Raw genomic sequence first — 14,926 nt, 5'->3', positions numbered from 1 at the left:
AACGGGAAATCGATCGCGCTAGTGTCACCCTAGTGTCAACTTAGCGGCGCCACCGTGCCCAGATCGCCGTGGGCAGCAACAGCCCGCGCGCTTCCTCTCGGACCGCGAGTTCGCCCGCCTCGACCGCGCCGGGCAGGTCGGCGAAAGCCTGACTGACCAGCTCGCCGATCGCCAGCGCCGACATGCGGACGGCGTAGACCGTGAGGAACAGGAACCGTGAATTCTCGTCGAGCAATTGGCGGCAATCCTGGATCAGGCCGGGCAGCCCTTCCTCCAGCCGCCACACCTCGCCTTCCGGCCCGCGCCCGAACTTGGGTGGGTCGAGCAGGATGCCGTCGTAGCGGCGCCCGCGGCGTACCTCGCGCGCCGCGAATTTGGTCGCATCATCGACCATCCAGCGCACCGGCCGGTCGTCCAGCCCCGCGAGCCGCGCATTCGCCCGCGCGCCCTCGACCGACTTCTTGGAGGCGTCGACATGGACCATCTTCACGCCCTGCGACGCCAGCGCCAGCGTGGCGACGCCGGTATAGCCGAACAGGTTGAGCGCCTCCGCGTCCGCCACCCCGTCGAGCCGCTCGCGCATCCACGACCACACGGGTGCCATGTCGGGGAAGAAGCCGAGGTGACGGAACGGCGTGGTCTGCGCGGTGAAGGCGACGTCGTCCCATTTCATCGGCCAGCCGTCGCGCGGCACTTGTCCGCTATACTCCCAGCGCCCGCCGCCTTCTTCGTCGGAGCCGGGGATGAATTCGGCGTCGGCCTTCCAGTCCGCGCTCGCCGGCGCCCACATCGCCTGCGGTTCGGGGCGGACGAAGCGGAAGCGGCCATAGCGCTCCAGCTTGCGCCCGTGCCCGCTGTCGATCAGGCCGTAATCGGCCCAAGGCTCGCCGATCAGCGTGTCGAGTTTCATGCCGCGGTCTTGGCGATGTATCCGGCCACCGCCTCCAGCGTCGCGGGCAGCGTCTCGTACCCTTCCTCGCGCTCGAACAGGTTGCCGATCCGCGCCGGCAAGGCGGGCCGCGCGCCGGTCGCGCGCTCGACCGCGTCGCGGAACTTGGCGGGGTGCGCCGTCGCCAGCGTCACCACCGGCACGTCGAGGTCGCTCGCGCGCGCCGCCGACAGGCCGATCGCGGTGTGCGGGTCGATCACTTGCCCGGCGCGCTCGCACGCCCAGCGCATCGCCAGCGCCATGTCGTCGAGATCGACGCGCGCGCTGCCGAACAGGCCGGCCGCGCCCTGCAGCTGCGCGTTGGTCAGCCGCATGGCCTTCGACGCTTCGAACCCCGCCATCTGCTCGCGCATTGCCGCTCCGTCGCGCCCGCCGAGGTCGAACAGCAGGCGCTCGAAGTTCGAACTGACCTGGATATCCATCGACGGCGTCGGGGTCGCGACGACGCCCTTCGCCGAATAATCACCCGACGACAGCGCACGATGCAGGATGTCATTCACATTCGTCGCGACGATAAGCTTGGCGACCGGCAACCCCATCTTCGCCGCGACGTAGCCCGCGAAGACGTCGCCGAAATTGCCCGTCGGCACCGAAAAGGCGACGGCCCGTTCCGGCGCGCCGAGCCGCACGGCGGCGTAGAAATAATAGACCACCTGCGCCATCAGCCGCGCCCAGTTGATCGAATTGACCGCCGACAACCGCAAATGCCCCAGCGGCCCGGTCCCGGCGGCGTTGGCGTTGAACATCGCCTTCACCATCGCCTGCGCGTCGTCGAAGCTCCCTTCGATGGCGATGTTGTGGACGTTGGGCGCGAGCACCGTGGTCATCTGGCGGCGTTGGACGTCGGACACCCGGCCCTTGGGATGGAGCATGAAGATCTCGACATGCTCGCGCCCCGCCAGCGCGTCGATCGCCGCCGAGCCGGTATCGCCGCTGGTCGCGCCGACCACGGTCAGCGGCCGGTCGGTGCCGGTCAGGAATTTCTCGAAGAGCAGCCCAAGCAGCTGCAGCGCCACGTCCTTGAACGCCAGCGTCGGGCCGTGGAACAGTTCGAGCAGCCAGTGCCGGTGGTCGAGCTGGACGAGCGGCGTCACCGCCTCGTGGGAGAAGCGACCATAGGCTTGCGTGCAGAGCGACCGCAGCTCGTCCTCGCTCAGCGCGTCGCCTACGAACGGCGTCATCACGCGGACCGCGGTTTCGACATAGGACAGGCCGGCCAGCGCCGCGATCTCGTCGCGCGTCAGGCTCGGCCACGCATCGGGCAGATACAGCCCGCCGTCGTTCGCCAGCCCGGCCAGCGTGACCTCACGGAAATCAAGCGCGGGCGCGGTGCCGCGCGTGCTGACGTAGCGCATCTTCTATCCCCTCTGCGCGCGACGGCGCAGCGCGAGGCCGTAGATGACCAGCGCGATGGCGGCAAACGCGAACCATTGCACGGCGTAGGCGAGGTGGTTGTTGGGAATCGATTCGATGCTGGGGACGGTGTTCGCCGTCAGCCCCGGCGCGGGCGTGTCGGCGACGAGCAGCAGCGGCTGGGGCGGCGCCTTCCCGAACAGCCCCGCGATCAGCGGCCGATTACTCGGCGCATGGCTCAGCATTCCGCTGACGTGCCCGCCGGACCATTGCGGCTTGAAATCCAGGTCGCGCGTCGTGCCGAGCTGGACGTCGAAGCCCGGCCCCTCGGCGCCGGTCTTGCAATGCGCGATGATGCGATAGCCGGCGTTACCCGCGCCTTCGGTCGAAAAGCTGATCGGCGTCAGGCACATGCCGCCCGCGTGGCGAAACAGCAGATCGTCGCCGATCGCGGGGATCGGCATCGCGATCGGCGGTTTGGCGGGGTTGGCGGCGAGTACCGCCAGCGCGGCCAGCTTCTCGGTGCGGCGTTGGAGCTGCCAGAAACCAAGCCCGATCATCGCCGCAGCCGCCGCCATCACCAGGATGGTGGCGACGATCGGCAGTCGCCGCCGCGGCGCCGCCGTCTCGGCCGGCGCCGGATCCATCGTCAACCCGCGTGGATCGGTGCGCCCCAGCCGCCCCAGACATAGATGGTGACGAACAGGAACAGCCACACCACGTCGACGAAGTGCCAGTACCAGGCGGCCGCTTCGAACCCGAAATGCTGCTTCGGCGTGAAGTCGCCCTTGTACGCGCGGACCAGGTTCACGATCAGGAAGATCGTCCCGATCAGCACGTGGAAACCGTGGAAGCCCGTCGCCATGAAGAACGACGCGCCATAGTTCAGCCCCTTGAACGGGAACGGCGCCTCCGAATATTCGTACGCCTGGATCGAACTGAACAGCAGACCGAGCACGATCGTCAGCCACAGCCCCTTCTTGACGCCGTCATTCTCGCCGACGCCGATCAGGCCCCACAGGCCCTTCATCGCGCCGCCGCGCTGGTTGTGGATCAGCGCGTGGTGCGCCCAGGTCACCGTGGTACCCGACAGCAGCAGGATCAGCGTGTTGAGCAGCGGGAACTGGAACGCGTTGATGACCTCGATGCCCTTGGGCGGCCACACCGCGGCGGCCTTGGCGCCGGCGTCGGTAACAAGGTTCGCGCTCTTGGCCGCTGCGTCCCACACGACCGGCGCCGGGAACAGCGAGAAGTCGAAGAACGCCCAGAACCAGCCGACGAAGAACATCACTTCGGATGCGATGAACAGGATCATGCCGTAGCGCAGGTGGAGCTGCACGACGGGCGTATGATCGCCCTGATGCGCTTCCTTGATGACGTTCGACCACCACGAATACATCGTGATCAGCACGCACATCACGCCCAGGCCGAACACGACCGGCGCGTGCGCCGCGCCCTTCATCCACATGATCCCGCCGGCCGCGAGGATCAACGCGGAGAACGCGCCGATGATCGGCCACGGATCGGGCTGGAGGATGTGATAATCGTGGTTCTTGGCGCCGGCCATGGGTGCTTCCCTGTCTTTACTTCACACCGCTCTAGCTAGGAGTTTTGCCGGAATCCACCGGGTAAAACGTGTAACTGAGCGTGATGGTCTGGATGTCGCGCGCATCCGGGTCCTTCAGGATTGCCGGATCGACGTAGAAGATCACCGGCATGCGCTGCGTCTCGCCGGGTTTAAGCGTCTGCTGGGTGAAGCAGAAGCACTGGATTTTCTTGAAATAGACGCCCGCCTGCGCCGGGGTGACATTGAACGTCGCGGTACCGGTCAGCGTCCGGTTCGACGTGTTGGTCGCGGTGAAGAACGCCATGTCGCGCGCGCCAATGTCGATCGTCTCGGATTCGGCCTCGGGCTTGAACTTCCACTTGAGCTGAGGCGACACGTTGGTGTCGAACGCGACGGTAATCTTGCCGTCGACCGCGCCAGGCGCGCGCACGCCGCGTCCCGTGGTGCCGTTGAGGCCGGTAACCTGGCAGAACATGCGGTACAGCGGCACGCTGGCCCAGGCGAGCCCGCTCATGAAGCAGACCCCCAGCGCCAGGAACAGGACGGTGCGCCGCGTGCCGGTCATGGATGGCGCATCCCGATCTTGGCGATCGACACCGCGAACATCAGGATCACGAACGCCCCGAGCAGGATCGCCATGACGCGCGCGTTGCGCCGCTGTGCGGCCAGCCGGCGTTCCTCTTCGTCAGGCGTCATGCCAGCCACCGGTCGACGACCACCGCGCCGAACAGGACAAATAGATAGACGATCGAGAACGCGAACAGCCGCTTTTCGGGGCGCATCGTGTCGCTTTCCTGCGTCGATCGCGTCGCGACGCGGAGCGCCAGCAACGCGAACCACGCGGTCGCGACGATCGCCACCACGCCGTAGATCGCGCCGGTCAGCTTGAGCGGCCACGGCACGATCGCTGCCACCGCCATCGGAATCGTGTAGAGCCCGATCTGCGTCCGGGTCGCGCGCTCCCCGGCGACGACGGGCAACATCGGGATGCCGGCATTGGCGTAGTCGGTCTTCACGAACAGCGCCAGCGCCCAGAAATGCGGCGGCGTCCACAGGAATACGAGTGCGAACAGCAAGACCGGCAACGGCGCCAGGCCGCCGGTCGCCGCCGCCCAGCCGATCAGCGGCGGGAACGCGCCCGCCGCGCCGCCGATGACGATGTTCTGCGGCGTGCGGGGCTTGAGCCACACGGTATAGACCAAAACGTAGAACAGGATCGAGGCCGCGAGGATGCCGCCGGCGAGCACGTTCACCGCGAGCCCCATCAGCAGCACCGAAAACGCGCCAAGCCCGACGCCGAAATGCAGCGCCGATTGCTTGTCCATCCGCCCGGCGGGCAGCGGCCGGCCAGCCGTCCGCCGCATCTTGGCGTCGAGATCCGCCTCATACCATTGGTTGAGCGCCCCCGCCGCCCCGGCGCCGAGCGCGATGCACAGGATCGCGGTGAACCCGATCACCGGATGCACCGTCACCGGCGCGGCGAGCATGCCGCACAACCCGGTGAACACGACGAGCGTCATCACGCGCGGCTTGGTCAGCGCCAGGAAATCGCGCCAGTCGGCGGGCAGGGCAATCGTCTCGGTCGTCATGGGATGCGCGCGCTATAAGCGGGAGGTCCGTCCCTTCCAACGAAAAACGCCCCGGATCGCTCCGGGGCGCTCGTTCGTGTCGACCTGGGGTCGATCAGTGATGATGGGAATCGCCCTCGTCTATAACGGGCAACGTCTCGAACTGGTGATACGGCGGCGGGCTCGACAGCGTCCATTCGAGCGTCGTCGCCCCCGAACCCCAGGGATTGTCGGGCGCCTTCTTGCCCGCAAACAGCGACCACAGGATGTTGACGAAGAAGATCACCATCCCCGCCGCCATGATCGAATAGCCCCAGGCCGATGCGATGTGGTTCCAATAGGCCAGGCCGTCCTGGAAATCGGGCATGCGGCGCGGCTGACCCTGCAGGCCCAGGAAGTGCATCGGGAAGAACAGGATGTTCACGCCGGCGAAGAACACCCAGAAGTGCAGCTGGCCCAGGAACTCGCTGTACATCCGCCCCGACATTTTCGGGAACCAGTAGTAGAAACCGGCGAACAGCGAGAACACCGCCCCGAGCGACAGCACGTAGTGGAAGTGCGCCACGACGTAGTAGGTGTCCTGCATGTAATCGTCGACGCCGCCATTGGCGAGGACGACGCCGGTCACGCCGCCGACGGTGAACATGAAGATGAAGCCCATCGCCCAGACCATCGGAGTCTTGAAGCTGATCGAGCCGCCCCACATCGTCGCGATCCACGAGAAGATCTTGATGCCGGTCGGCACCGCGATGACCATCGTCGCCGCGGTGAAGTACATCTTCGTGTTCACCGACAGACCCGTCGTAAACATGTGGTGCGCCCACACGATGAACCCGACCACGCCGATCGCGACCATGGCGTAGGCCATGCCGAGATAGCCGAACACCGGCTTTTTCGAGAAGGTCGCGATGATCTGGCTGATCATGCCGAAGCCCGGCAGGATCATGATGTACACTTCGGGGTGACCGAAGAACCAGAACAGATGCTGGTACAGGATCGGGTCGCCGCCGCCTTCCGCCTGGAAGAAGGTCGTGCCGAAGTTCCGATCTGTCAGCAGCATCGTGATCGCCGCCGCGAGCACCGGCAGCGCGAGCAGCAGCAGGAAGGCGGTGACCAGCACCGACCACACGAACAGCGGCATCTTGTGCAGCGTCATGCCCGGCGCGCGCATGTTGAAGATCGTCGTGATGAAGTTGATCGCGCCCAGGATCGAACTCGCGCCCGCCAAGTGGAGCGACAGGATCGCCATGTCGGTCGACGGCCCTGCTTCTTGCGTCGAAAGCGGCGCATAGACCGTCCAGCCCGTCCCGGCGCCGCCGTCCGCACCGCCGAAGAACGGCGACGCCAGCAGCAGCGAGAAGCTGGGCACCAGCAGCCAGAACGAGATGTTGTTCATGCGCGGGAACGCCATGTCCGGCGCGCCGATCATCAGCGGCACGAACCAGTTGCCGAACCCGCCGATCATCGCCGGCATGACCATGAAGAACACCATGATCAGGCCGTGTGCCGTCACCAGCACATTCCACAGATGCTTGGCCTGGTCGACATTGACGTCGCCGCCGCCGCGCAGATGGTTGAGGTAGTTCGCCCAGGTGCCGAGATACTGGAGATGCGGCGAGGCGAGCTCGATCCGCATCAGGCCCGAAATCGCGCCGCCGATGATCCCCGCGGTGATCGCGAAGATCAGGTACAGCGTCCCGATATCCTTGTGGTTGGTCGACATGAACCAACGCGCGAAGAAACCCGGCTTGTGATCGGCGTCGTGATGCGCGTGATCGTCATGATGCGCCTCGAAGCGCTCGGGGGTGAGGGCGATGTCGCTCATGATCAGTTTCCGGGGTTGCCGGCGCCCGCAGGATTCGCGGTCGCGGCTTGATTGGAGGTCGGCGCGGCGGTCGTCGCGTTGACGGTCGGACCGGTCGTCGCTGCAACCGCGGCATTGTCCGACGCGGGCGGCGCGACGGCCGCACCGGCGACGGTGCCGCCCTTGGCGACGACCCAGCGGTTATAGACGTCGAGCGGCACGGCCTGGACCGCGATCGGCATATAGCCGTGCTTCGGCCCGCACAGTTCGGAGCATTGGCCGAAATAGAGGCCAGGCTTCTCGATCGTGAAACTAGTCTCGTTCAGGCGGCCGGGAACCGCGTCGAGCTTGATCCAGAACGCCGGGATCGCCCAGCTGTGGATGACGTCGGCCGAGGTCGTGATCAGGCGGATCGGCACGCCGACCGGCAGCACTACGCGATTGTCGACCGCAAGCAGGCGGGGGCCGTCGGCCTCTTCGCGCGCACGCTCGCCGGGGGCGACCTCGTCCTTTTCCTTCAACAGGTTCGACGTGATCTCGAACCCGCCATTATCGGGATAGGTATAGGTCCAATACCATTGGTTGCCCGTCACCTTCAGCGTGATGGCGTCCTTGGGCGGCGGCTTGAACTGCGCCGACAGCAACCCGATCGACGGGATCGCGAGCAGCACCAGGATCAGCACCGGGACCAGCGTCCAGACGACTTCGATCGTGGTGTTGTGCGCGGTCTTCGACGGCACCGGATTGGCGGCCGCGCGGAAGCGGAAGACGACCCACAACAACAGGAACAGTACGAACACGGAAATCGCGATGATCACCGGCAACAGGATGGCGTTGTGGAAGTGCTTCGCGCGCTCGCCGTTCTTGGTGACCTGCGGCTGGATGCCGATATCGCCGTCGACCGCGTCGCCGATGCCCTTGGTCGGGGCGAGTTCGGGGGCGCCGTCGCGCGCCAGCATCTCGGGATCGGCTGCCGGAGTCGCGGCGGCCGCCGGTGTCGTACCCGCCGGCTTGACGTCGGCCGTCACCGGCTGCGCAGGGGCCGCCGGCGCGGTCGCGGTCGATGGCGTCGTCGCCGTGGCGGCCGAGTTGGCGGCCTGCGGTGCGGCATGGCCGGCGCCGGCGAGCATCAGCCCCACCGCCAGCATCGTAGATTTCAGCCCGATAAAGCGCATCGTGTCGCGTCACCCTGTTGAACCGACCCGCCATGGTCACGGCGCGTCGCATACCCATGTTGTTCGGGCGGATTTCGCCCCTATCGCCCGGGCCTATACGCCGCGGTCGCCGCGATCATCAAGGCTCGCCGCACATTTTGCTGTGCGGGTAACGTTGCGCGGCCTCAACCGGCTCCGTATCTGTCGCCTTCGATGAGCGTTTCCACCGCCAACTCGTTACGCCTGGGCGTCAATATCGACCATGTCGCGACCGTCCGGAATGCGCGTGGGTCGGGTTATCCCGATCCGGTGCGCGCGGCGCTGCTCGCAGCGGAGGCGGGGGCGGACGGCATCACCGCGCATCTGCGCGAGGACCGCCGTCACATCACCGACGACGATATCGCACGGCTGTCGGCGGAGCTGCCGATCCCGCTCAACCTGGAGATGGCGGCGACCGAAGAGATGCTGGCGATCGCGCTGCGCCACCGCCCCCACGCCGCGTGTATCGTCCCCGAAAAGCGCGAGGAACGTACGACCGAGGGCGGGCTCGATGCTGCCGGACAGCACAACCACCTGGCGCCGATGGTTCGCGCGCTGGGCGAGGCGAACGTCCGTGTGTCGCTGTTCATCGAGCCCGATCCGCGCCAGATCGAGGCCGCTCTGAGCCTCGGCGCGCCGGTCGTCGAGATACACACCGGCCGTTTCTGCGAATTGGCGGGCGAGGAACAGGCCGCCGAACTGCGCCGAATCGCCGACGCCGCCGCTTTGGCGGTCAAGAACGGGATAGAGCCGCATGCCGGGCACGGCCTGACCTTCGACAATGTCGTGCCGATCGCCGCGATTCCGCAGATCCGCGAGCTCAATATCGGCCACTTCCTGATCGGCGAGGCGATCTTCGACGGCTTGGCGCCGGTGGTGCGGCGGATGCGCGCGTTGATGGACGAGGCGCGGTGATCATCGGGCTCGGCTCCGATCTGTGCAATATCGAGCGCATCCAGAATTCGCTCGACCGGTTCGGCGAGCGGTTCGAGCAGCGGGTCTTCACCGAGACAGAGCGCGCCAAAGGCAACCGGCGACCGTTCACCAAGGCGGGAACGCTGGCCAAGCGCTTCGCCGCCAAGGAAGCTTTTTCCAAAGCGGTCGGCACCGGATTCAAGGCCGGCGTATTCATGAAGGATATCGGCGTCGTCAACGCGCCCAGCGGCAAGCCGACGCTCGCCTTGACCGGCGGCGCCAAGGCCCGGCTTGACGCGATGACCCCGGCGGGCCACGTGGCGCACATCCATATCACCCTGACCGACGATCATCCCTGGGCGCAGGCGTTCGTCGTGATCGAGGCGCTGCCCGCGCCCGCTACCGGATCCTAGTATGAGTGAAGAGTTGGCGTTGAACGACGATCAGATCGGCGGGCCTGCCGAGCAGACCGCGACACCAGGCAAGCGGCGATTCGCGATCAGCGGCAGAGCGGTATGGCGCGAAATCCGCGGCATCTTCTGGCTCGTGCTCGCGGTGCTGGCGTTCCACAGCTTCGTCGCCAAGCCCTTCTACATCCCGTCCGAATCGATGCTGCCGGGCCTGCAGGTCGGCGATCAATTGGTCGTGACCAAATATCCCTACGGTTGGTCGTTCATCTCCCCCACGCTGCCCAATCCCGTCGCGATGTGGAAGGATCTGGTGCTCAAGCAGCCGCAGGAAAGCTGGGGCGTGCAATTGCCGTTCGTGAAGGGGCGGCTGTTCGGGCGCCTGCCGGAACGCGGCGATGTCGTCATCGTGACGCCGCCGGGGCGCAACCAGGATTATATCAAGCGCGTCATCGGTCTGCCCGGCGATACGATCGAAGTGCGCGGCGGCACGGTGCTGATCAACAATGTGGCGGTGAAGCGCGGGCCGATGCATAACCTGCTGGTGCCGATCGACGCCAACACGACCTGCAACGACGTGCCGGGCGGCCGCCGCACGGTGAATGGCAAGGCGTATTGCCAGTTGCCGCTGGTGCGCGAGACCTTGCCCAACGGCCGCAGCTACGAGACGGTCGACCTGGGTTATTCCGACGGCGACTTTTACGGACCGGTCAAGATACCCGCCGACCGGATCTTCCTCATGGGCGACAATCGCGATCGATCGGCCGACAGCCGCGTACCGCTCGCGTTGCAGGGCCTCGGCGGTCCGGTGCCGTGGGAATATGTCGGCGGGCGCGCCGAGTTCATCACCTTCAGCAAGAACGGCCAGGCGACCTGGAATCCGCTGACCTGGTGGGGCGGCCTGCGCGGTGGCCGCGCCGGTACCTCGCTGCATCCGGCGCGCGACAAGTGAGCACCGAGCGGCCCGACGCCGGCCTGGTCACCGAACCGAGCCCGCACGAGTTGCGCGATCCGGAAATGCGCCTGGAGTTGAGGCGCGCGGGCATCTGGCTGGGGCTCGCCGCGGTGACGTGGTGGGGCGGCCTGCGCGGCGGTCGGGCCGGTACCTCACTCCATCCGGCGCGCGACAAGTGAGCACCGAGCGGCCCGACGCCGGCCTGGTCACCGAACCGAGCCCGCATGAGCTGCGCGATCCGGAAATGCGCCTGGAGTTGAGGCGCGCGGGCATCTGGCTGGGGCTCGCCGCGGTGATGGCGCTTGTGGTGATCCTGATCCAGCCGATCCTGGTCATCCTGGCGGGGCTGGTATTCGCATCGATGCTCGACGGCGGGGTTCGGTTGCTCGGGCGTTACCTGAAGATCGGGCGCGGCTGGCGGCTGTTGATCGTGGTGGTGCTCACCGTGCTGTTCATCGGCCTGACCGTCTACAAGACCGGCGCCGGGATCGTCATCCAGTTCCAGCAACTCCAGGCGACCCTGACGGTGCAGTTCGACCGGCTGTCGCACTGGGCCGCCGCGCAGGGTTTCCTGCCGGGCGCCGACGACCTCAAGGGGCTGGCACAGCAAGCGATGGGCTCGGTCGGCAAGCTGACGAGTTGGATCGGCACCGCACTGGGCGCGATCACCACATTGTTCATGATCATGGTGATCGGCTTGTTCGTCGCGATGGAGCCCAAGCTCTACGATCGCGGGCTGCAATGGATGGTCCCGAGCGACCAGCGCGCCGAATTCGCCATCACGCTCGAACGGATGGCGAAGCAGCTGCGCCGCCTGCTCGCCGGCCGTCTGGCGGGGATGGCCTTCGAAGGGCTGTTCATGTGGCTCGCGCTGGCGCTGGCCGGCATCCCGATGGCGCTGGTGCTGGGCATCATCACCGGCATGCTCGCCTTCATCCCCAATATCGGCGCGTTCATCAGCGGCGTGCTGATGATCTCGGTCGGGTTCTCGGCCGGAATGGACAAGGGGCTGCTCGCGATCCTGATCTATTTCGGGGTGCAGACATTCGACGGCTGGGTGGTGATTCCGCTGGTCGCGAAAAAGACCGTCGATTTGCCGCCGGCGCTGACGCTGTCGACGCAGATTCTGTTTTCGACCTTGTTCGGTATCCTCGGCCTGGCGCTCGCCGATCCGCTGACCGCGATGATCAAGGTCGCGATGGAGCGCAATTCGGAACGCGCGATGGAAACCTCACCCGCCCCCGCCCCCAACCCGCCGCGACGACGGCGAACGCGAGCGAAGAAGGCATGATCCGGCTCTACGATTACTGGCGCTCCTCGGCGAGCTATCGCGTCCGCATCGCGCTGGCGATGAAGCATGTCGATTATGAACGCCACGACGTGAATCTGCTGGCGGGCGAGCAGGGCGACGACGCCAATCGCGCGCGCAACGCACAGGGGTTCGTGCCGACGCTCGACGTGGACGGGCAGACGATCGGCCAAAGTCTCGCGATCATCGACTATCTCGACGCGACCTATCCCGATCCGCCGATGGTGCCGCGCGATCCGCTGGCGCGGGCGCATACGCTGCAGCGCGCGCTGGTGATCGCCGCCGACATTCATCCGGTGAACAATCTGCGCATCCTCAAGCGGCTCGGCGCGATGGGGATCGATCAGGCTGGGCGCGACGAGTGGTATCGGCACTGGATCGCCGAAGGATTCGCCGCGCTGGAGGCGTTGGCAGGCGACGGGCCGTATCTGGGCGGCGACGCGCCCGATCTGTCGGACGTCTGCCTGGTGCCGCAGATGTACAATGCACGGCGGCTGGAAACGCCGCTCGATGCCTATCCCAAACTGGTCGCGATCGACGCCGCCCTGACCGCGCTGCCCGCCTTCGCGGCCGCGCATCCGGACAAGTTCAGCCCTGCATAAGCCGGCGTTCGAGTATCAGTTCCTCGAACAACCGGACGTAGCGCTCGACCGAATCGTGGCCCCGCTCTGGCACCGGGTCGGGGCGCGGACGGCCCGGGGTCAGCCAATGATCGAGCGCGGCGACGAGCGCGCGGTCGTCACCCGTCGGGACGATGCTGCCATGGCGCGGGTCGGCGACGAGTTCGCGGATCGCGACGCTCGAATCGGTAGTCACCACCGGCGTGCCGACCGCGAGCGATTCCTGGAGCACGCCGGGCACGCCCTCGAAATCCGAGGTCAACACCAGCGCGCGGGCGCTGGCCAAGGCCGGCCGCGGATCGCTGGCATAACCGGGCAACCGCACGCGATCGTCCAGTCCCAGCGCGGCGACTTGCCGTTCGAGCGCGGGCCGTTCCTCGCCCTCGCCGAGGATCAACAGTTTGGTATCCGCGCGCGCGACGTCCGCCAGCGCGGCGATCGCCCGGTCCCAGCGTTTCTGCGGCGCCAGCCGGCCGATACCGATCAGATAGTCGCTGCCGTTGATGGGCGGGGTCGGCGCGCCGCTGCCCGACAGACCGGGCGGGTTGGCGATGACACTGACGCGATCGGCGCCGATGCCGGTCATCGCGACGGTTTCGTCCGCCATCGCCGGCGTCATCGCCACCATATGGTCGATGAATCCTGGATGCGCGCGGAGCCAGACGCGATAGCCCTGTCGTACGGGGAAATGCTGGTCATCGCGGTCGAGCCGGTTGGAAACCTTGGCCACGATCGGCGGACAATCCCGCCCCAGCCGCGCCTTCAACCACGCGGCGGCCCCCGAATAATGATTGCCGGGGCAGAAAACGATCGCGGGGTCGGCGCGACGTACCAAGCCGGGCAGCGCCGCGATCAAATTGAAATAGGCCCCGTCGATCTGAACCAGTTCGACCCCTGCGGGCAACTCACCGGCATGAGGACCATCGCTCGTACCCAGCGCCAGCGTCACGCGATGCCCGGCATCGACCCACCCGTGGATCAAGCGCAGCAAGGCGCGCTCGACACCGCCGTTATGCAGCGATTTCGCGAACGTGAAGATTCTTACGGGTCCGTAAGGACTGAGCATGCGGGCCGGATAACGGCGATTTGTGTCAAAAGTTTCGCAATCAAGCAGCAAGGCTGACATAAATCGTGCTGAAGCACCGATTCACCGTTGTGCAGCGCAACATTCTCTTGCCAAATGCGTTGCCCCACCCCAAATGCCGCGCCGATCACCAGGGGGCGATCATCGCGAGGTCGGAACCTTTGCCGTTAAGCCGCCATTATTCCCGGGCAATCGGGCGTCGATCGGACACCGTCCCATCGTGGACATGCAAGATTCTGGAGCGTCGATGAACAGTTTTGTCGAGGCTTCGACCAATCCTGCGGCCAATCCTGCGGCCAATCTGGCCCCCAATCTAGCGCACGCCGCCGAGGATCTTGCCGGGCTCGAACCGGTCAAGACGATCAAGAGCCGCTGGCCGATGATCATCGCCGGCGTGCTGACCGTCGCCATGATCATCGGGCTTGCCCGCCAGTTGCTGAAATCGGGTCTTCACGGGCTGGACCAGGCGACACCCGACAGCTGGCTCTACTACGTCGCGTTCGTCCTGCTCTATCTAGCGCCGCCGGTTGCCGACTACATCATCTTCCGCAAATTGTGGCGCATCCCGCTCGAAGGTCTCGGCGCGCTGATGAAGAAGCGCATCGCGAACGAGGTCGTGCTGGGCTATTCGGGCGAGGCCTATTTCTACGCCTGGGCGCGGCAGCGCGCGCAGATGGTCGCGGCCCCGTTCGGCGCGGTGAAGGACGTGATGATCCTGTCGGCGATGGCCGGCAATTTGATGACGCTGGCGATGACCGCGCTGGCGCTGCCCTGGCTCCCGGCGCTCTATTTCCGGCCGATGTTGATCGGCATGGGCGTCGTGGTGGCGATGAGCCTGCCCTTCCTCATTTTCTCTCGGCGTGTCTTCTCGCTCGATCGCAAGACCTTGTGGTGGGTGTTCGCGGTGCACCTGGCCCGGCTCGCGGCGACCAGCGTGCTGATCGCGCTCGCGTGGCACTTCGCGCTGCCCAGCATCGCGATCGGCGCGTGGCTGCTCCTGTCGGCGACGCGAATGATGGTGTCGCGCCTGCCGTTCATTCCCAACAAGGATCTGGTGTTCTCGACCGTCACGATCGCACTGCTGGGCGAGAATAGCGACTTATCGAGCCTGATGGCGTTCACCGCCGCCGCGATCCTGCTGACCCACGTCGTGCTCGCCGCAGGCTTCGCGGTGCAGAGCCTGATCAAGCGGGAGGTCTGAG

17 protein-coding genes are annotated in these 14,926 nt (G+C 66.3%); 7 read left to right on the top strand and 10 right to left on the bottom strand.

Features of this window, described 5'->3' with window-relative positions; genetic code table 11:
* Positions 1 to 40: 40 nt before the first annotated feature.
* From FPZ24_RS00685 to coxB, 9 genes are all read right to left on the bottom strand, one after another.
* Positions 41 to 910, bottom strand: a complete 870-nt coding sequence (locus FPZ24_RS00685) for a class I SAM-dependent methyltransferase (protein WP_146569252.1) — start codon at positions 908 to 910, stop codon at positions 41 to 43.
* Positions 907 to 2,304: a threonine synthase gene (gene thrC, locus FPZ24_RS00680; protein ID WP_146569251.1), complete on the bottom strand. Its 1,398-nt coding sequence runs from the start codon at positions 2,302 to 2,304 to the stop codon at positions 907 to 909. The genes FPZ24_RS00685 and thrC overlap by 4 nt, the downstream gene beginning before the upstream one ends.
* A gap of 3 nt (positions 2,305 to 2,307) precedes the next feature.
* Positions 2,308 to 2,949: an SURF1 family cytochrome oxidase biogenesis protein gene (locus FPZ24_RS00675; protein WP_146569250.1), complete on the bottom strand. Its 642-nt coding sequence runs from the start codon at positions 2,947 to 2,949 to the stop codon at positions 2,308 to 2,310.
* A gap of 2 nt (positions 2,950 to 2,951) precedes the next feature.
* Complete coding sequence (locus FPZ24_RS00670) at positions 2,952 to 3,869, bottom strand: cytochrome c oxidase subunit 3 (RefSeq protein ID WP_146569249.1); 918 nt, start codon at positions 3,867 to 3,869, stop codon at positions 2,952 to 2,954.
* 31 nt (positions 3,870 to 3,900) lie between these two features.
* Complete coding sequence (locus FPZ24_RS00665) at positions 3,901 to 4,434, bottom strand: cytochrome c oxidase assembly protein (protein ID WP_146569248.1); 534 nt, start codon at positions 4,432 to 4,434, stop codon at positions 3,901 to 3,903.
* Positions 4,431 to 4,565 (bottom strand): hypothetical protein, encoded by a 135-nt coding sequence (locus FPZ24_RS17715; protein ID WP_275669353.1) that lies wholly within the window; start codon positions 4,563 to 4,565, stop codon positions 4,431 to 4,433. The genes FPZ24_RS00665 and FPZ24_RS17715 overlap by 4 nt, the downstream gene beginning before the upstream one ends.
* Positions 4,562 to 5,458, bottom strand: coding sequence for a heme o synthase (locus FPZ24_RS00660; protein ID WP_146569247.1), 897 nt, complete (start codon positions 5,456 to 5,458; stop codon positions 4,562 to 4,564). Before FPZ24_RS00660 ends, FPZ24_RS17715 begins: the two co-directional genes overlap by 4 nt.
* A gap of 94 nt (positions 5,459 to 5,552) precedes the next feature.
* Positions 5,553 to 7,262, bottom strand: a complete 1,710-nt coding sequence (gene ctaD, locus FPZ24_RS00655) for a cytochrome c oxidase subunit I (RefSeq protein ID WP_146569246.1) — start codon at positions 7,260 to 7,262, stop codon at positions 5,553 to 5,555.
* Positions 7,263 to 7,264: 2 nt separating this feature from the next.
* Positions 7,265 to 8,416 carry a cytochrome c oxidase subunit II gene (gene coxB, locus FPZ24_RS00650; RefSeq protein ID WP_146569245.1) on the bottom strand — a complete coding sequence of 384 codons (1,152 nt, stop codon included), beginning with the start codon at positions 8,414 to 8,416 and terminating at the stop codon, positions 7,265 to 7,267.
* A 192-nt stretch (positions 8,417 to 8,608) separates the two neighbouring features.
* Here coxB and FPZ24_RS00645 point away from each other — a divergent pair, with 192 nt between their 5' ends.
* The 6 genes from FPZ24_RS00645 (at position 8,609) to maiA (ending at position 12,622) form a co-directional block, all read left to right on the top strand.
* Positions 8,609 to 9,349 carry a pyridoxine 5'-phosphate synthase gene (locus FPZ24_RS00645; RefSeq protein ID WP_146569244.1) on the top strand — a complete coding sequence of 247 codons (741 nt, stop codon included), beginning with the start codon at positions 8,609 to 8,611 and terminating at the stop codon, positions 9,347 to 9,349.
* Positions 9,346 to 9,762 (top strand): holo-ACP synthase, encoded by a 417-nt coding sequence (acpS, locus tag FPZ24_RS00640; protein ID WP_146569243.1) that lies wholly within the window; start codon positions 9,346 to 9,348, stop codon positions 9,760 to 9,762. The genes FPZ24_RS00645 and acpS overlap by 4 nt, the downstream gene beginning before the upstream one ends.
* A gap of 1 nt (position 9,763) precedes the next feature.
* Positions 9,764 to 10,708: a signal peptidase I gene (lepB, locus tag FPZ24_RS00635; RefSeq protein ID WP_146569242.1), complete on the top strand. Its 945-nt coding sequence runs from the start codon at positions 9,764 to 9,766 to the stop codon at positions 10,706 to 10,708.
* Positions 10,705 to 10,890 carry a hypothetical protein gene (locus FPZ24_RS00630; RefSeq protein ID WP_146569241.1) on the top strand — a complete coding sequence of 62 codons (186 nt, stop codon included), beginning with the start codon at positions 10,705 to 10,707 and terminating at the stop codon, positions 10,888 to 10,890. The genes lepB and FPZ24_RS00630 overlap by 4 nt, the downstream gene beginning before the upstream one ends.
* A gap of 65 nt (positions 10,891 to 10,955) precedes the next feature.
* Entirely contained in the window at positions 10,956 to 12,002 is a 1,047-nt protein-coding gene (locus tag FPZ24_RS00625) for an AI-2E family transporter (RefSeq protein WP_146574040.1), read from the top strand.
* Positions 11,999 to 12,622: a maleylacetoacetate isomerase gene (gene maiA, locus FPZ24_RS00620; protein ID WP_146569240.1), complete on the top strand. Its 624-nt coding sequence runs from the start codon at positions 11,999 to 12,001 to the stop codon at positions 12,620 to 12,622. The genes FPZ24_RS00625 and maiA overlap by 4 nt, the downstream gene beginning before the upstream one ends.
* On the opposite strand, the gene FPZ24_RS00615 is transcribed toward maiA, so the two are convergent.
* The gene (locus tag FPZ24_RS00615) at positions 12,609 to 13,706 is read right to left on the bottom strand and encodes a glycosyltransferase (protein ID WP_146569239.1); all 1,098 of its coding nucleotides are present in this window, start codon (positions 13,704 to 13,706) and stop codon (positions 12,609 to 12,611) included. The two genes, maiA and FPZ24_RS00615, sit on opposite strands and share 14 nt — an antisense overlap.
* 265 nt (positions 13,707 to 13,971) lie before the next feature.
* On the opposite strand from FPZ24_RS00615, the gene FPZ24_RS00610 reads away from it, so the two are divergent.
* Positions 13,972 to 14,925: a hypothetical protein gene (locus tag FPZ24_RS00610; RefSeq protein ID WP_186728952.1), complete on the top strand. Its 954-nt coding sequence runs from the start codon at positions 13,972 to 13,974 to the stop codon at positions 14,923 to 14,925.
* The last annotated feature ends 1 nt before the right edge of the window (position 14,926 follow it).

The organism is Sphingomonas panacisoli (assembly GCF_007859635.1).
Taxonomy (GTDB): domain Bacteria; phylum Pseudomonadota; class Alphaproteobacteria; order Sphingomonadales; family Sphingomonadaceae; genus Sphingomonas; species Sphingomonas panacisoli.
The sequence above is the reverse complement of the archived record's forward strand: the minus strand, read 5'-3'. Positions and strand labels throughout refer to the sequence as shown.